Source organism: Roseovarius sp. MMSF_3359 (assembly GCF_030733385.1).
Taxonomy (GTDB): domain Bacteria; phylum Pseudomonadota; class Alphaproteobacteria; order Rhodobacterales; family Rhodobacteraceae; genus Roseovarius.
In genome coordinates this window covers 181,414-196,947 of sequence record NZ_JASHJC010000004.1, presented here as the reverse complement: position 1 = coordinate 196,947, position 15,534 = coordinate 181,414, and the positions used below count along the sequence as shown (strand labels likewise).

Here is a 15,534-nt window from a genome sequence, read left to right as displayed (position 1 = left end):
ATATGTTCGGAAAGCCTGAAACTCGCCTGCAACAATTCGAAAAACCCGCATTATTGATAAAAAAAATTTCACTATACAAAGATTTGACCTGCTGAAAGACTTGCCATGGGCGCCCTGCTTGTGATCCTATTTCGTCAGGCAGGGGTACATCTGCCCGCCGCAACGCGGCACTAGGGAGAAAAATAAAACGTTCACGAAACCAACAACCGGATTCCGCCTAGAAGCGGGTCGAAACTGTCTGCGCCACGCAGATGTCCAACGTATGAGGAGATACATGATGAACAAGTTTACCGCCCTGATGGGCAGCACGATGATGGCAATGGCCGCGCCTGCGATGGCCGCCGATATCGTCATCGGTGTGCCCAACTGGCCGTCGGTCAACGCCACCGCGCATATCCTGAAGGTGGCCATCGAACAGAATATGGGCCTTGAGGTCGAGTTGCAGAACGGCACCAACCCGATCGTCTTCGAGGCGATGGACAGCGGTGCGATGCATGTGCACCCCGAGGTATGGATGCCGAACCAGCAGAACCTGCATGACACCTATGTGAAGGAGAAAGCCAGCGTCTCGATGAACCCCAACGGTGTCGAAGCGTTCCAGGGCATGTGCGTCGATCAGGCCACCGCTGACGCCCACGGCATCACCTCGATCGACCAGCTGACCGACCCCGACATTGCCGCGCTGTTCGACAGCAATGGCGACGGCACCGGTGAGTTGTGGATCGGTGCGCCCGGCTGGGCCTCGACCAATGTCGAGAAAATCCGCGCTAAGTCTTATGGTTACGCCGAGACCATGGAACTGACCGAGATCGACGAGACCGTGGCCTATGCCAATCTCGACAACGCCATCAAGGCGGGCGATCCCTGGGCGGGCTTCTGCTACACGCCGCACTATGTCTTCGCGCTGCATGACATGCAGATCCTCGAAGAGCCGGCCTATGACGCGGCCAAGTGGAACGTGACGCAGCCCACCGACGATCCGAACTGGCTCGAGATTTCCGATGCCGGCGTGGCCTGGGACCTGGCTTATCTGCACGTGCACTATGCCAAGTCGCTCGAAGAATCGCACCCGGACGTCGCCAAGATGCTGTCGAATGTGAAGTTTGACACGGACACGGTGTCGGCCATGACCTACGCGCTGGTGATCGACAAGCAGGAACCGCTTGCCTATGCCGAAGCCTGGGTTGCCGAGAACGAAGACGCCGTCCTGGGCTGGATGTCCGAGTGATCTTCGCCACAAGGCACTGACTTCTATGACAGGCCGCAGGGCATCCCCCGGCGGCCTGTCTCATATCGAGGGGAGAGATATGAGCGAAACAGTCGTCAAGCTGACGGATGTCTGGAAAATCTTCGGCGCCCGCGCAGACGAGGCCATGGCCGCCGTCAAATCCGAGGGGATCGGCAAGCCCGAAGTATTGGAACGCTTTCAATGCGTCGTTGGCGTTCAGGGGGCCACGTTCGATGTGCCTCGGGGCGAAATTTTCTGCATCATGGGCCTGTCGGGCTCTGGCAAATCCACGCTGGTGCGTCACGTCAATCGGCTGATCGAACCGACGGCGGGCAAGATCGAGATCATGGGTCAAGACGTGTCGGCCATTTCCGAAAACGAACTGCGCCGCATCCGCGCCCAGCAGATCGGCATGGTCTTTCAGCACATGGCACTGATGCCGCACCGCTCGGTGCGCGATAACGTCGCCTATCCTCTTGAAATCCGGAAAGTTTCCAAATCGAAACGCTGGGCGGTGTCCGACCATGCGCTTGGCCTCGTGGACCTGACCGGCTACGAAGACCGCCTTCCCAAGGAACTCTCGGGCGGCATGCAGCAACGGGTCGGTATCGCCCGCGCGCTGGCCTCGGACCCTGAAATCCTCTTGATGGACGAACCCTTCTCGGCGCTCGACCCGCTCATCCGGCTTCAATTGCAGGACCAGTTCAAGGCGCTGGTGGCGCAGCTCAAGAAAACCACGCTCTTCATTACCCACGACCTTGATGAGGCGATCCGCATCGGCCACCGCATCGCGATCATGAAGGACGGGGTGATCGTCCAGATCGGGACGCCCGAGGATATCGTGATGAACCCCGCGGATGAATATGTCCGCGAGTTCGTGCAGGGCATTTCCAAACTCAAGCTGGTCAAGGCGCATTCCATCATGGAACCGCTGGAAAAGGCCACCGGATCGCTCGACGGGGCGCCGCGCGCCGACCATGGCGCCGACCTCGATCAACTGATCGACCTCGCCGTCACCACCGAGCAACCCGTCGTCATCACCGATGGCGGCACGGATGTGGGCATTGTCACCAAACCGCGCCTGCTGCGTGGCATTCAGGGGGGTAAAGATGACTGATACCGCCACCGAACTCAAAGTCACCGCCGCCTCGGATATCGAGGTAGATCGCGACGCGCTCGACAATTCCATCCGGGAATTTGCCGAAGTGAATGGCGACTATTACATCGGCGCCTTTCACAAGATCCACGATGCCACGGGCTTCCTGCCCAACACGTTCAACCTGTGGGCCGCCGTGCTGGGGCCACTCTGGGCCGCGAGCCGCGCCATCTGGGGCATGTTCTGGACGTTCCTCATTCTCGAAGTCATCGCCTGGGTGCAGATCGGGCGCGGCTGGTGGGGCAATCCCGGGGCCGACATGTCCGAACGCGCCGCACGCCAATCGGCCCGCGCGCAGGAGTTGCTCGACAAGGCCGCGGCAGCCACCGAACAGGCCGATGTCGACCGTTTCACCAAACTTGCCAACAATATCCAGGCAGCGGCCGACAAAAGCATGGTCCAGGCCGAAGCGGCGCAGGCCGAAGCCTTCGGGATCATGATGACAGGGTTTCTGCTCCTGCTGATCTTCAAGCTGGTGCAGGGTCTCTACGCTGACCGTGTCTACGAAAAGCAGTACTCCAACTGGCGGATCGACCCGGCGAATACCGAAAGCGGCCGATCACAGAGCAATACCGTGATGGGCGCAATTCTGGCCGCCGCCATCGGACCGCTCATCGTCTACAAGTTCACCGTCAACTCGTCGATGGCATTGCTGGACGAATTCCCCGAGGAAGGGGCATCGGCACTCTTCCTTGGCGAAGGCAACGGCACGCTCTTCTCGCGGCTGGCCAATTGGATGGAAGCGCGGATTGATGCCGCCGCCGCCGCCGGGGGCGATTTCTTCGATGGCATCGTCTATGGCGTCCGCGTGGTGCTCGATACGCTGACGGTGGCGCTCAACGGCTCGCCCTGGCCCGTGGTCATGCTGGTCATTGCGGTCACCGCCTGGCGCGCCGCCGGCCCGCGCGTCGCGATCTTTACCTGCGCCGCGATGGCCTACACGGCGCTTTTGGGCTACTGGGAAGTCGCAATGGAAACCGTGGCCCTCGTGGGCGCGTCGGTGATCCTCTGCGTGGTCATCGGCATCCCCTTGGGGATCTGGTTCGGCAAATCCCGCCGTGCCTACAAGGCGGCCGAGCCGGTGCTGGACCTGATGCAGACCCTGCCCGCCTTCGTCTACCTCATCCCGATCATCGCGTTTTTCGGCACCGGCAATCCGCCGGGCATTCTGGCCACGATCATCTTTGGCATGCCGCCGGTCATTCGTCTGACCGCACTCGGTATGCGCGGCGTCCCGGAGAGCATCAAGGAAGCCGCCGTGGCCTTTGGCGCCTCCAAATGGCAGCTCCTTAAGGACGTGGAGATCCCGTTGGCCTTGCCGTCAATCATGACCGGGGTGAACCAGACGATCCTGATGTGCCTTTCCATGGTGGTCATCATCTCGCTCATCGGTGGCGGGGGATTGGGCAAGGAAATCCTCGAGGCGCTGCAATACGCGGCCAAGGGACCCGGCCTGCTCGGCGGTTTCGCCATTCTCTTCCTCGCCATGGTCATGGACCGCATTGTCCAGGGCGCCTTCCGCCGCGAAGACCAAAAGGACTGACGAACTGACGGATCCGGCATTGTGCCGGGTCCGCCTCCTCTTAGACTCCTTGAAAAACTCAATTGGAAGGGCCGTGGTCATGACCGATCCGTACCAGAAGTCGATGATGGACAACCTCTATTGGTGGGGCATCCCCACCATGTTCCGTTGCCCCAACGAACCGGCCGACGGGCAGGACATCGCCCTTGTCGGCGTGCCTCATTCGACGGGTAACGGCACCACCGAACGGGATCAGCACCTGGGTCCCCGCGCCCTGCGCCACGTCTCAGCCGTGCAGCGCCGCGTACATTCGGTCTTTGAAATCGACCCATGGCAAAGCTGCAAGATCGCGGATGTGGGCGATGTTCCCTTCCCCCGCGCCAACGACAATGAAGACTGCATCCAGCAGATCACCGATTTCTACACCGATATCGACGCCGCCGGCGCACGTCCGGTGTCCATCGGCGGGGATCATTCGATCACCGGCGGGATCGTGCAGGCATTGGGCTGCGGCAAGATCGCGGGGGACGAGCCGGTCAGCTTCCTGCATCTCGATGCCCATACGGATGTTTTCACCAAGGTCGACCATTTCCTCGGCGCCAAGAAATCTGCGGCACATTGGGGCGCCTACCTCGCCGATCAAGGTAAGGTCGATCCAAGCCGTTCGATGCAGATCGGCCTGCGCGGTCATCCCCGGAGCCTCGATTGGCTGCAACCCAGCTACGATTACGGTTACAATATCGTCACAATGGCCGAATTCCGGCAGCGTGGGCTGGAAGATGTGGTTGCTCAGACCCGCGAAGTGCTGGGCGACAAGCCGGTTTACATCACATTTGATTTAGATTGTCTGGACCCGACGGTGGCCCCCGCTGTGTCAAACCTCGAACCCGGTGAGAAGGGTTTCGATATCGACGAGGCGGTCGGCATCCTGCGCGCCGCACGGGGTCTCAACATCGTCGGGGGCGACGTCGTTTGCATGATGCCAACCAAGGATTCCCCCAATAATATCACAGCCTTGACCGCAGCGGCCGTGATGTTCGAGATGATCTCGATGATTGCCGAAAATTGCGCCAAATAACCGTCACATGAAACTTCATTGCGCGCCCGAGTGCCGGTGAGAGCAAACGGGCGCAGGCTATCAAGCGCCGGATCGCATTGCGTCAAATACGTGACGAATTGCAAATATGTAATAAAACTTGTCTGGTTTCGAACGCACTATTGGCGCATTCTTAAGTCACTGTCTGCGAATGTACTTAGTAATGGGCTCTGTTCAGCCCAATCTGGCTGAATAGCTGCCCCTGGAAAATTGGAGCAGAGCTATGGCAACAGCCACACCTCCCACACCGCCCGTCAAGGATGACGTGAAACCCGCCAGCATGGCGATTCAACCGCCCCCGGGCGCACATAGACCCAAACCGAAACCGATGACCTTTACGGATTTCGCCAGCATCTGATTGCTGACACCGGTTGTTTTGGACGAGTGACGGCGCATGTGTTCGCGCTGACCAACCTTAAACCTTATTGGTTGGACAAGATGAAGTAACGTTGGCAATACGTTATCTTCACTGAGTTTTTTCACTCAAGTCGAATTCTTTTGCTGGTTTCCCGAGGCCGGATTATTGAAAAGCCCATTTCGTATACCTATGTATACATTATGAAAGAGGCATTTCAACAAGACCTCGATACGGAACTCGAAAAGCTGAAGACGATGGCCCGACGGCTGGATGCGCTGTTTCGCATCCCCGGCACGCGGCTGACAGTCGGTATCGACAACCTCCTGGGCTTTATCCCTGTAATCGGCGACGCCGCCGCCCTGGCCCCGGCACTCTGGCTCGTGTGGAAAGCACGTCAGCTTGGTGCCACGCCCGGTGCCTTGATCGTTATGCTGGGGAACCTTGTGATCGACCTTGTGATCGGCTCTGTCCCCCTGATCGGTGATCTTTTCGATATCGCCTATAACGCCAACATCCGAAACATGCGGCTCTTGGAGACCAACCTGCGCAAACGCGCGGCTCGCGCACAGGAGGTCGGCCCGGCGCATATCAACACCTGAAAAAAGGGCGGCCACATCCGCGATGCGCCGCCCCTTGTCACAATATTCCGTGATGGCTTAGCCGACCAGTTCCAGACCCGAGAAGAAATACGCGATTTCCACCGCGGCGGTTTCCGGCGCATCCGATCCGTGGACCGAGTTTTCGCCGACCGATTCCGCGAATTCGGCGCGGATGGTGCCGGGGGCCGCATCGGCGGGGTTGGTCGCGCCCATGACTTCGCGGTTCTTGGCAATCGCGCCTTCACCTTCGAGGACCTGAACCACAACCGGCTCGGAGGCCATGAATTCACAAAGCTCGCCATAGAACGGACGCTCGGCATGCACGGCATAGAACACGCCCGCTTGCGCCGGGGTCAGGTGGATGCGCTTTTGCGCCACGATCCGCAGGCCCGCGTCCTCGAACTTGGCGTTGATCTTGCCGGTCAGGTTACGCTTGGTTGCGTCGGGTTTGATGATGCTCAATGTACGTTCGACAGCCATGTCAGTCTCTTCTTCCGTTAAAGTCCGGGCCGGCCCTTTGCCCGCCCCTCAGGATTGCGGCCCCGATACCATGGGCAAACGCGCTTGAAAACCCGCGATTTGGGAGATTCTTGCCGCACGAAATCACGACAAACCGGCGATGATTAAGCTCATATTTTAGGTTTTTTGCCGGGCCGCGTTTACGAGGCCTTGGGATGCCCTTGCGTAGTTTCGACGCGGGAAACAGACGTGGATTTGGGCATTGCAGCGCATCATCACCTTTATTGCACCGCAACGGATGATCGACTGGCCGCTTGGCGTGTTGATCTGGGGTCTTGCCGCGTCGGTCCTTGGCGCAGGTGTCGAATTCCTCATGATGGGGGAGCTGGATGATACACTACTGGATCATACGATCCTGACCATCCTGATTGCCGCACCTTTCATTCTTGTTGCGATGAAACTCATCAGCCATCTCGATCAGTTGCAGCGCAAGCTGGCACGACTGGCCGCGACGGACCTGCTGACCGGTCTGCCCAATCGCCGCGCTTTTCTGGAACAGGCCAGCGTTCAGACCGACGGCATTGTCCTGATGATCGACATCGATCACTTCAAACGGATCAACGACACCTATGGCCATGCGGCGGGCGATGCCGTGCTTCGCAGTTTTGCCGAGGAATTGCGCGCCTCGGTCCGCAGCACGGACCTGCTGGGGCGCATTGGTGGGGAGGAATTTGCCGCCTATCTCATCGACGCTGGCCCCGAAGAGGCCGAGAAAATCGCCGGGCGCCTCTGCGGTGGGTTGAAAATGGCGGTCGAAGAAAGTGATGAGGTTCTGACGATCAGCGCCTCGATTGGCGCAGTGGAATCCGTAACCGGCCAGGATATCGGCGATTTGCTCAAACACGCGGATGACGCGCTTTACGCGGCCAAGGCGCAAGGCCGCGCCAGGCTGGTCTTTTGCCCGACCTCTGCGGCCCTGGCACGGGACGCCGCGTAAATCAACGATTTCGGGCGCTGGTCCCCCGCCGAAGCCTCTGCTAAGAGCCGGGCATGTTGCGCATCAATGACATATCCTATGCAGTCGCGGGCCGCCCCCTGATCGAGCATGCCACGGCCACGATCCCCGACGGGCACAAGGTCGGCATCGTGGGTAGGAACGGCACGGGCAAGACCACGCTCTTTCGCTTGATCCGGGGCGAGTTGGCGCTTGAGACGGGTGAGATCACCCTGCCCGCCCGCGCGCGGATTGGTGGCGTCGCGCAGGAAGTTCCGGGCAATGACGTGTCGCTCATTGACACCGTGCTCGCAGCCGATACCGAACGCGCGGCGCTTCTGGTCGAGGCGGACACCGCCAGCGACGCGGCCCGTATTGCCGAGATCCAGACACGGCTCGCCGATATCGACGCCTGGTCCGCCGAAGCGCGCGCCGCGTCAATCCTCAAGGGCCTGGGTTTCACCGATGCCGAGCAAAAGCAGCCTTGTAGTGACTTTTCAGGCGGCTGGCGGATGCGCGTGGCGCTTGCCGCGGTTCTCTTTGCGCAGCCTGACTTGCTTTTGCTCGATGAACCGACGAACTACCTCGACCTCGAAGGCGCGCTCTGGCTGGAGAGCTACCTCGCGCGGTATCCGCACACGGTTCTGATCGTGAGCCACGACCGCGGATTGCTTAATCGCGCCGTGGGGTCGATCTTGCATCTCGAAGACCGGAAACTGAGCCTCTACCAAGGCAATTACGACACCTTCGCGCAGACCCGGGCCGCCCGTCTGGCCGCGGCGGAATCCGAGGCCAAGAAGCAAGAAGCCCGCCGCGCGCATCTGCAATCCTATGTCGATCGCTTCCGCTACAAGGCCGACAAGGCGAAACAGGCACAGTCCCGGATCAAGGCGCTGGAAAAGATGAAACCGATCACCCGCCCGCAAGAGGCGGCGTTGAAACGGTTCACCTTCCCCGAGCCCGAGGAGCTGTCGCCGCCGATCATCCGGGTGGAAAATGGCATTGTGGGCTATGACGACAAACCGGTTCTGTCGCGCCTGGACCTCAGGATCGACCAGGATGACCGCATCGCCCTTCTGGGCCGCAACGGCGAAGGCAAATCGACGCTGTCGAAGCTGCTGTCGGACCGCCTGCCGTTGATGCAGGGGCGCAAGACGCAATCGTCAAAACTCCGCGTCGGCTATTTTGCCCAGCATCAGGTGGATGAGCTACATGTGGACGAAACGCCCATCGACCATATCCGCCGCCTCCGCCCCGAAGAGGCCCCGGCCAAGCTACGCGCGCGCCTCGGCGGGTTCGGCATCGGCGCAGAGCAGGCCGACACGCTGGTCGGAAAGCTCTCGGGCGGGCAAAAGGCGCGGCTTTCCCTGATGATCGCCACGATCGACGCGCCGCATATGCTCATCCTCGACGAGCCCACGAACCACCTCGATATCGAAAGCCGCGAGGCGCTCGTCGAGGCGCTGACCGCGTATTCCGGCGCGGTGATCCTGGTGAGCCACGACATGCACCTACTGAGCCTCGTGGCGGATCGTCTGTGGCTGGTCAAGGACGGCGCGGTAAGCCCCTATGAGGGCGACCTGGAGAGCTATCGCCAACTGCTTCTGGGCAGCGACAAGCCCGCCAAATCGGAAGCCAAGACAAAACCTGTCAAACGTCCCACCCGCGATATGCTCCTGGCCCGCCGCCAGGAGGTCCGCAAATGCGAAGAGCGCGTCGAAAAGCTCAACGAGATGCGCGACAAGATCGCCGACAAGCTCGCTGACCCGGCGATGTATGACGAGGACAACGTGGTCGAGGCCACGAAATGGCAGAAAAAATACAGCGAGGTCATGGATGGGCTGGATCGCGCCGAAACCCTGTGGATGAAGGCGCTGGAAAAGCTCGAACAGGTTGAATCCCGCATGTAACTCATTAGGTTGGCCCGAAACCGCCTTCGGGCCACACATCCTTACAGGAGCTCCCATGAAGACCCGCACCTTTCTCCAGGCAAGTGCGCTTGCCGTGTCCCTGCTGGCCCTTGCACCGCTGGCGCAACCGGCCATGGCGCAGGAAGAGCCGATCAAGATCGCCGTCGTGAACATGGATCAGGTCATCGCCCGTTCGGCGGCGGGATCGGCGCTCAACGACAAGCTGCAGGCCTTCCAGAACGAGGCGCAGGAGCAGATCGCCGAACAGCAGAAAACCATTCAGGAGATGCGTGAGAGAGTGACCGAGGCCACGACAAATGGCGAGGATCAGGCACAGCTCATCAACCTGCAGAAGCAATTTGAGGACGCGACCCTGCAGCTTCGCCGTTTCAGCGATGACAAGCAGCGCGAAGCCCAGAAGATCCGCGCCGAAGGTCTGAAGGAAATCCAGGCGCAATTCGACCCGGTCTTTGAGGCGATCCAGCAAGAGTTCAGCTATGACCTGATCCTGAACCAGCAGCCCGGTGTCGTGCTGATGGTCGGTGATCGCGTCAACATCACCGATATGGTCATTGACCGGCTGAAGTAACGCCGTCGGCATACGCGCAGAACTGCAAATTGTGGATCTGCACCTCCCCGCCCTGAACGGTCACGACCCCAAGGGCGGGCGCCTCGGTCGCGGGAGCAAAACTGTCCCAGGTCCAGGCCGGAACTGGCGGCGGCGCCTGATAAAGAACCGCGGGTAACGTCGCAAAGGGAATGCCCCGCACCGATCCGGTGATCGGACGATGCACATGGCCGATGCAAAGCTGCCGGACCTGCGGGTGCAGCGCCAACAGGTCCAGAAGCGCCGCGCTGTCTTTCAACCTGTCCGCATCCTGCATCGGCAGACCAAGAGCCATCGGCGGATGGTGCATGACGATGATCGCAGGTGTCTCGGGGGCCGCGCTCAGCCGTTGCGCCAGCCAATCCAGGCGCCCCTGGCAAAACGAGCCGTGATCAGCACCCGGCGTCAGCGTATCGAGGCAGATGAGATGGGCCGCGTCCGTCCTTACCGCGTATTGAATGAAGTCATCCATCACGGTTTCCGGAAGCGGCATGGCGCGACGCAGAAGGGCGCGGTCATCGTGGTTGCCAACCATCGGCAGACAGGGCACCGCCAGACGGCCCAAATGTGACGCAACCGCCGCATAATCCCGCTTCGTGGCACGATCAACCAGATCTCCCGAGATCACGCAATACGCCGCGTCCGGGTGGTGCATGTTGATAAAATCGACCGCCCGTGAAACCCGCTCAACCGGATCATGCCCCTGCACCGTGCCATCGGCCACGAAATGCAAATCGGAAAGCCAGATCAGTTTCATGGGGGCTGCCATCCTTTACGTCACACTGCGTCTTGCGCGCCAGTCTAGGCACCTGAACCGTGGCGGCAAGCCACGCAGTTCGTCCTTGGCAAAGCGCCCCATCCATGTTGAAAGAGAGCAACGCAACAGCATGGCACCTCTATGGATTCTGCCTTTCTCATCACGGCCTTTGTCACGCTTTTCGTGATCATGGACCCGCCGGGCATGACGCCCATGTTCCTGGCCCTGACCCAGGGCATGGATAGCGCGCGCCGCCGGGTGATTGCCCTGCGGGCCTGCCTGACCGGGGCGATCATGCTGATCGCCTTTGCGACATTTGGTGAACAACTGCTCGGGTTCATCGGCATTTCGATGCATGCGTTCCGCATCGCCGGGGGGCTTCTTCTGTTCCTCACCGCGCTTGAGATGCTGTTCGAACGCCGCAGCAAGCGCCGCGAAGACCGCGCCGAGGAAGACGACCACGAGGATCCATCGGTCTTTCCTCTGGCCATTCCGCTGATTTCCGGCCCCGGGGCCATCACCTCGGTCATCCTGCTGGCGGGTCAGCAACCCGGTTGGGCGGGCCTCGGTGTGGTGATCGGCGTGATGCTGAGCGTGATCCTGCTGGTTTATCTCTGCTTCCTCTCCGCCTCCTTCTTCGAGCGCCTTCTGGGCAAGACCGGCATCATCGTGCTCACCCGCGTGCTTGGCATGCTGCTTGCGGCACTGGCGGTGCAATTCGTGCTGGACGGGATCAAGGGCTTCGGTTTTGGCGGCTGATCTTTCGCAAAGCCCGCCCTGCCCCTATATGTGATCCGTGACGACGCCCCGGGGAGGCCCATGCAAGATTTCGAAACCGCACATCTGATTTACCTGATTGTCCTGGGACTGGCTGTGGTCTTCTGGTTCGTGGCCCAGAACCGCGAAAAGCTTGGCACCGTTGTGCAGCAGGCGCTGATCTGGGGTCTGCTTTTCATCGGTGTCATCGCCGCCTATGGCCTTTGGGACGATATTCAGCCGGTGGGCCAATTCAGTCAGAAGATCGCTGCCGATGGCGACCGGATCGAACTGCCGCGCCATGTCGATGGCCACTATTACCTGACCGCGGATGTCAACGGCGAGGCCATCACCTTCGTGGTCGATACCGGCGCCACCGACATCGTTCTCAACCAGGATGACGCGCGCAGGGCCGGCCTGGACCCCGACGATCTCGCCTATGTCGGACGCGCCTTCACCGCCAATGGCGAGGTGCGCACCGCACCGGTTCGCCTTGACAGTGTCGAGATCGGCCCGATCCGCGACACCGGCGTCCTGGCGGTGGTCAATGAGGGCGCGCTTGACCAATCGCTTCTCGGGATGAGCTATCTGCAGCGGTATTCAAGCATCCAGATTGCGGAGGGGCGGCTGGTCCTGACCCGTTAGACCCTATCCGGGCCGCAAGTCGTCCTGATAGGCAAAGAGCGCCGGAACTCCGCCGGTATGCACGAAGAGTACCTTGGACCCACGGGCAATCTCGCCGCTTTCGATCAGGTCGATCACCCCGGCGAAACACTTGCCGCTATAGACCGGATCGAGGAACAGCCCCTCGCCCTCCGCCATCATCCGGATCGCCCGCATGACCTTTTCGCTCACCAGCCCATAGCCGGGCGCAAGGGCGCTGTCATGGGTGTGGATATCGGCCTCCCGGAGCCAGGGCCGCGTCCCCAGCAGATCGGCCAAGCGGTCGGAAATCTCCTTTAGTCGCGCGAATTGCGCGGCCCGGTCACGACGGACGCAGATGCCGTGAACCGGTGTGCCGACGCCAAGGGCGCGCAGCCCCGCCAGAAACCCACCATGGGTTGCGCCACTACCGGAGGGGATGACGATGGCGTCGAACATGTTGGTCTCTTCCATGACCTCCTGGGCCGCGATCACATAGCCGAGCGCACCAAGCGGTTTGTTCCCCAAACCCAACGGGATGACATAGGGGTGCCGCCCCTCCTGCCGCAGGCGCGCGGCATGGTCGTTCAACGCGGCGTCGGCACCGGCCTCATCCTCTCCTCCGGGATAAAAAACATGTTCCGCCCCGAGGAGTTTCGCCAGAAACACGTTGCCGGAACTTTGGTATGCCGCGCCCATTCCGGGCACCCGGTCTTCGAGCTGCAGAACCGATTTCATGCCGCATCGCGCGGCTGCAGCGGCGGCGGCACGGACATAGTTGGACTGAACCGCGCCGGTGATGAGGATCGTATCGGCACCCGCGTCTCGAGCGGCGCCAAGGTAGAACTCCAACTGCCGGATCTTGTTGCCCCCGCCGCCGAGCCCTGTCAGGTCATCGCGTTTGATCCAGAGCTCCACACCCAGTTGTGCCGACAACCTCGGCAGATGCTCAAGCGGGGTCGGGCCGGTCAAAAACTGCTCGCGCGGGAACGCCGCCAGCCTGTCGAAGATATCCGCTTGCACTACCGCCTCCCGGGTTCACCGCCCGCAAGACTGCCGCATCCGTGGATCAATTGAAACATCGTTTCAGGTCGGCGCGTCACCTTCCCAGTGCAGCGCAACCCAGGACAGGCGCCAGCAGAACGTCAACCAATACGCAATCCCGAAGAGCTTGGCACCGTCTTCGAGGATACGGTGTGGCACACCGTCCAGCAGGTAAAAGACATCGGTCGTCAGGCTCACAACGAAAAACACAGTCGCCACGACGAGAAGGCCACCGGCCATGCGGCGGATCTCGGTAAAGAAGACAACGATAATCGTGAGGAGCGCGGCGACATAGGTCAGGAAAAACAGCTTTTCGGGGATGCCAAGCAAGATTGGGCCGACCCGTTCGTGTATGATGAAAAAATCATCGACCGCCAGGACGAGCGACAGGACAGCCAAAGCGCCCAGCATGACCGAGGTTCTCTTGGTGGCAGCCATTGTCGCGGCGAAACCCGCCGCCGCGGAAGATGCCACCCAGGCCATGATGCCGAAATTCGACAGGAATCCAGCCAAGGGGATCGTGTTCCGGTCTTCCATCTTGAACACGACCGCCTGAACATCACGCAACGCCTCGGTCAACGTGATCCAGGGTTGAAGACAGGCAATGACAAGGAGGAACGAGGCGCAGATTGCCGGCAGGGCAAAAATCCAGCTCGGCGTGCGCAGGACGGGGACACGGGTTGGCAAATCGGTAACAAACATCAGGGGGTGATAAGCCATGGAAGCCTGTTTGATAAGCCCTTGAATTCGAAACATTTGACCCGTGGTGTTTACCATTGGGTTACAATTCTCCTGTGGGGCACGGGGACTGTTTCTGCGCACAAAACAAATGTCGGGAGTTTGCGGGAATGGACCCAAGTCCACCCGGCAATGGCCAGTCTGAAGCATTGTCCTTGATCCAATGGCGACGGAATGGCGCGCATGTCCTCCCTGCCCGCAAAAAACAGCCGTTCGGGCGGCGCCATGTGGACATTTGATGTTTGCCCGGCCATGGTCCGGCGAAAGAGTTTGAGGCCCTCAATGACATCGCGCAAGATCATCATCGACACCGACCCCGGCCAGGACGACGCCGTGGCCATCCTGCTGGCGCTGGCCAGCCCGGAGGAGGTTGAGCTTCTCGGCATCACCTGCGTCGCGGGCAATGTGCCGCTAAGTTACACGACCAAAAATGCGCGTATTATCTGTGAGTTGGCGGGCAAAACTGATGTTCTTGTCTATGCTGGCTGCGATGCGCCCCTGGCGCGGAAACTGGTGACGGCCGAACATGTCCATGGCCGCACCGGCCTTGATGGCCCTGATCTGCCGGACCCGCACATGCCGCTGGCAGAGGGTCACGCCGTTGACTTCCTCATCGAAACCCTGCGCAGCCATCCCGCGGGCAGTGTCACGCTCTGCCCGATCGGGCCGCTGACCAACATAGCCACAGCATTCAAAAAAGCCCCTGATATCATTGAAAAGGTGCAGGAAATTGTCCTCATGGGCGGCGCTTACTTCCAGGTCGGCAACATCACCCCGGCAGCAGAATTCAACATCTATGTCGATCCCGAAGCCGCCGGGATTGTCTTTGCAGCCGGTGTGCCGATCGTGGTGATGCCGCTTGACGTCACGCATCAGGTCCTGGTGACCCGCGCGCGCAACGACGCCATTCGCGGCCTCGGGACGCCGGTCGGGACCGCCGTGGCGCAGATGACCGACTTCTTCGAACGTTACGACCGCGAGAAATACGGCTCCGACGGCGCGCCGCTGCATGATCCTTGCGTGATCGCTTATCTCATCCGACCCGAGCTCTTTTCGGGCCGGCACATCAATGTCGAGATCGAAACCGCTTCCGAGCTGACCCTCGGCATGACGGTCGCCGACTGGTGGCGCGTCACCGACCGCCCGGCCAATGCAACCTTCATGGGAAGCGTGGACGCCGATGGCTTTTTTGACCTTCTGACCGAAAGGCTGGCCCGCCTGTGACCGCTCTCAACCTCGCCAAACCGGACGACCTCGACCGGCTCATGCCGCTTGTCACCGCCTTTCACGCCGAAGAAGGTGTCAACCTCGACGAAGACGCGCGCCGTGCCGCGATCCAGCCGCTGCTTGACGGCTCGCCCCATGGTGCGATCTACCTCATAGGTCCGGGGCGCGCGCCCATCGGGTACATCGTGATTACCTTCGGCTGGTCGATCGAATTTGGCGGTTTGGAAGGTCTTGTGGACGAGTTTTTCATCCGTCCCGGCGTGCGCGGGCGCGGAATTGGCTCCGAAGTGCTTCGGCAACTCCCCAAGGCCCTGGGCGCTGCGGGCGTCAAGGCGTTGCACCTTGAGGTTGCCCATGACAACACCCGCGCGTTGCAGCTTTACAAACGACTGCGGTTCGAACCACAAGAGAACTACATGCTAATGTCCCGGAAAATATAGG

The 15,534-nt window shown here is 60.6% G+C and carries 16 protein-coding genes; 12 read left to right on the top strand and 4 right to left on the bottom strand.

What is annotated here, in order from left to right; genetic code table 11:
* The first annotated feature begins 277 nt into the window (after positions 1-277).
* From RBB29_RS07905 to RBB29_RS07885, 5 genes are all read left to right on the top strand, one after another.
* The gene (locus RBB29_RS07905; protein ID WP_306114029.1) at positions 278-1,228 is read left to right on the top strand and encodes a glycine betaine ABC transporter substrate-binding protein; all 951 of its coding nucleotides are present in this window, start codon (positions 278-280) and stop codon (positions 1,226-1,228) included.
* A 79-nt stretch (positions 1,229-1,307) separates the two neighbouring features.
* A complete protein-coding gene (locus RBB29_RS07900; RefSeq protein ID WP_306114028.1) occupies positions 1,308-2,345 on the top strand; it encodes a glycine betaine/L-proline ABC transporter ATP-binding protein in 1,038 nt (345 codons plus the stop codon).
* A complete protein-coding gene (locus tag RBB29_RS07895; RefSeq protein WP_306114027.1) occupies positions 2,338-3,927 on the top strand; it encodes a proline/glycine betaine ABC transporter permease in 1,590 nt (529 codons plus the stop codon). The genes RBB29_RS07900 and RBB29_RS07895 overlap by 8 nt, the downstream gene beginning before the upstream one ends.
* Before the next feature lie 79 nt (positions 3,928-4,006).
* Positions 4,007-4,984, top strand: a complete 978-nt coding sequence (locus RBB29_RS07890; RefSeq protein WP_306114026.1) for an arginase family protein — start codon at positions 4,007-4,009, stop codon at positions 4,982-4,984.
* A 576-nt stretch (positions 4,985-5,560) separates the two neighbouring features.
* Positions 5,561-5,959 (top strand): DUF4112 domain-containing protein, encoded by a 399-nt coding sequence (locus RBB29_RS07885; RefSeq protein ID WP_306114025.1) that lies wholly within the window; start codon positions 5,561-5,563, stop codon positions 5,957-5,959.
* 57 nt (positions 5,960-6,016) lie between these two features.
* Here the strand turns inward: RBB29_RS07885 and ndk are convergent, their stop codons facing one another.
* Positions 6,017-6,439 carry a nucleoside-diphosphate kinase gene (ndk, locus tag RBB29_RS07880; RefSeq protein ID WP_085800163.1) on the bottom strand — a complete coding sequence of 141 codons (423 nt, stop codon included), beginning with the start codon at positions 6,437-6,439 and terminating at the stop codon, positions 6,017-6,019.
* 241 nt (positions 6,440-6,680) lie between these two features.
* Here ndk and RBB29_RS07875 point away from each other — a divergent pair, with 241 nt between their 5' ends.
* The 3 genes from RBB29_RS07875 to RBB29_RS07865 are packed head-to-tail and all read left to right on the top strand — an operon-like array spanning position 6,681 to position 9,911.
* Positions 6,681-7,415: a GGDEF domain-containing protein gene (locus RBB29_RS07875; RefSeq protein WP_306121120.1), complete on the top strand. Its 735-nt coding sequence runs from the start codon at positions 6,681-6,683 to the stop codon at positions 7,413-7,415.
* Between the two features lie 53 nt (positions 7,416-7,468).
* Complete coding sequence (locus RBB29_RS07870; protein ID WP_306114023.1) at positions 7,469-9,322, top strand: ABC-F family ATP-binding cassette domain-containing protein; 1,854 nt, start codon at positions 7,469-7,471, stop codon at positions 9,320-9,322.
* 55 nt (positions 9,323-9,377) lie between these two features.
* Positions 9,378-9,911 carry an OmpH family outer membrane protein gene (locus RBB29_RS07865; RefSeq protein ID WP_306114022.1) on the top strand — a complete coding sequence of 178 codons (534 nt, stop codon included), beginning with the start codon at positions 9,378-9,380 and terminating at the stop codon, positions 9,909-9,911.
* Here the strand turns inward: RBB29_RS07865 and RBB29_RS07860 are convergent.
* Entirely contained in the window at positions 9,892-10,686 is a 795-nt protein-coding gene (locus tag RBB29_RS07860; RefSeq protein ID WP_306114021.1) for a phosphodiesterase, read from the bottom strand. The two genes, RBB29_RS07865 and RBB29_RS07860, sit on opposite strands and share 20 nt — an antisense overlap.
* A 141-nt stretch (positions 10,687-10,827) precedes the next feature.
* Here RBB29_RS07860 and RBB29_RS07855 point away from each other — a divergent pair, with 141 nt between their 5' ends.
* Both RBB29_RS07855 and RBB29_RS07850 read left to right on the top strand, forming a co-directional pair.
* Positions 10,828-11,445, top strand: a complete 618-nt coding sequence (locus RBB29_RS07855) for a MarC family protein (RefSeq protein ID WP_306114020.1) — start codon at positions 10,828-10,830, stop codon at positions 11,443-11,445.
* Between the two features lie 60 nt (positions 11,446-11,505).
* Positions 11,506-12,087 (top strand): TIGR02281 family clan AA aspartic protease, encoded by a 582-nt coding sequence (locus tag RBB29_RS07850; protein ID WP_306114019.1) that lies wholly within the window; start codon positions 11,506-11,508, stop codon positions 12,085-12,087.
* Positions 12,088-12,090: 3 nt separating this feature from the next.
* Here the strand turns inward: RBB29_RS07850 and RBB29_RS07845 are convergent, their stop codons facing one another.
* Together RBB29_RS07845 and RBB29_RS07840 are read right to left on the bottom strand one after the other, a co-directional pair.
* The gene (locus RBB29_RS07845; protein ID WP_306114018.1) at positions 12,091-13,107 is read right to left on the bottom strand and encodes a D-cysteine desulfhydrase family protein; all 1,017 of its coding nucleotides are present in this window, start codon (positions 13,105-13,107) and stop codon (positions 12,091-12,093) included.
* Between the two features lie 63 nt (positions 13,108-13,170).
* Positions 13,171-13,848, bottom strand: a complete 678-nt coding sequence (locus RBB29_RS07840; protein ID WP_306114017.1) for a hypothetical protein — start codon at positions 13,846-13,848, stop codon at positions 13,171-13,173.
* A 300-nt stretch (positions 13,849-14,148) separates the two neighbouring features.
* Here RBB29_RS07840 and RBB29_RS07835 point away from each other — a divergent pair, with 300 nt between their 5' ends.
* Positions 14,149-15,090 (top strand): nucleoside hydrolase, encoded by a 942-nt coding sequence (locus tag RBB29_RS07835; RefSeq protein WP_306114016.1) that lies wholly within the window; start codon positions 14,149-14,151, stop codon positions 15,088-15,090.
* Complete coding sequence (locus tag RBB29_RS07830) at positions 15,087-15,533, top strand: GNAT family N-acetyltransferase (protein WP_306114015.1); 447 nt, start codon at positions 15,087-15,089, stop codon at positions 15,531-15,533. Before RBB29_RS07835 ends, RBB29_RS07830 begins: the two co-directional genes overlap by 4 nt.
* The last annotated feature ends 1 nt before the right edge of the window (position 15,534 follow it).

Excerpts from the sequence above, each read along its gene's own strand:
- RBB29_RS07905 (WP_306114029.1), top strand. The coding sequence starts at position 278 with ATGAACAAGTTTACCGCCCTGATGGGCAGCACGATGATGGCAATGGCC.
- RBB29_RS07900 (WP_306114028.1), top strand. The coding sequence starts at position 1,308 with ATGAGCGAAACAGTCGTCAAGCTGACGGATGTCTGGAAAATCTTCGGC.
- RBB29_RS07895 (WP_306114027.1), top strand. The coding sequence starts at position 2,338 with ATGACTGATACCGCCACCGAACTCAAAGTCACCGCCGCCTCGGATATC.
- RBB29_RS07890 (WP_306114026.1), top strand. The coding sequence starts at position 4,007 with ATGACCGATCCGTACCAGAAGTCGATGATGGACAACCTCTATTGGTGG.
- RBB29_RS07885 (WP_306114025.1), top strand. The coding sequence starts at position 5,561 with ATGAAAGAGGCATTTCAACAAGACCTCGATACGGAACTCGAAAAGCTG.
- ndk (WP_085800163.1), bottom strand. The coding sequence starts at position 6,439 with ATGGCTGTCGAACGTACATTGAGCATCATCAAACCCGACGCAACCAAG.
- RBB29_RS07870 (WP_306114023.1), top strand. The coding sequence starts at position 7,469 with ATGTTGCGCATCAATGACATATCCTATGCAGTCGCGGGCCGCCCCCTG.
- RBB29_RS07865 (WP_306114022.1), top strand. The coding sequence starts at position 9,378 with ATGAAGACCCGCACCTTTCTCCAGGCAAGTGCGCTTGCCGTGTCCCTG.
- RBB29_RS07860 (WP_306114021.1), bottom strand. The coding sequence starts at position 10,686 with ATGAAACTGATCTGGCTTTCCGATTTGCATTTCGTGGCCGATGGCACG.
- RBB29_RS07855 (WP_306114020.1), top strand. The coding sequence starts at position 10,828 with ATGGATTCTGCCTTTCTCATCACGGCCTTTGTCACGCTTTTCGTGATC.
- RBB29_RS07850 (WP_306114019.1), top strand. The coding sequence starts at position 11,506 with ATGCAAGATTTCGAAACCGCACATCTGATTTACCTGATTGTCCTGGGA.
- RBB29_RS07840 (WP_306114017.1), bottom strand. The coding sequence starts at position 13,848 with ATGGCTTATCACCCCCTGATGTTTGTTACCGATTTGCCAACCCGTGTC.
- RBB29_RS07835 (WP_306114016.1), top strand. The coding sequence starts at position 14,149 with ATGACATCGCGCAAGATCATCATCGACACCGACCCCGGCCAGGACGAC.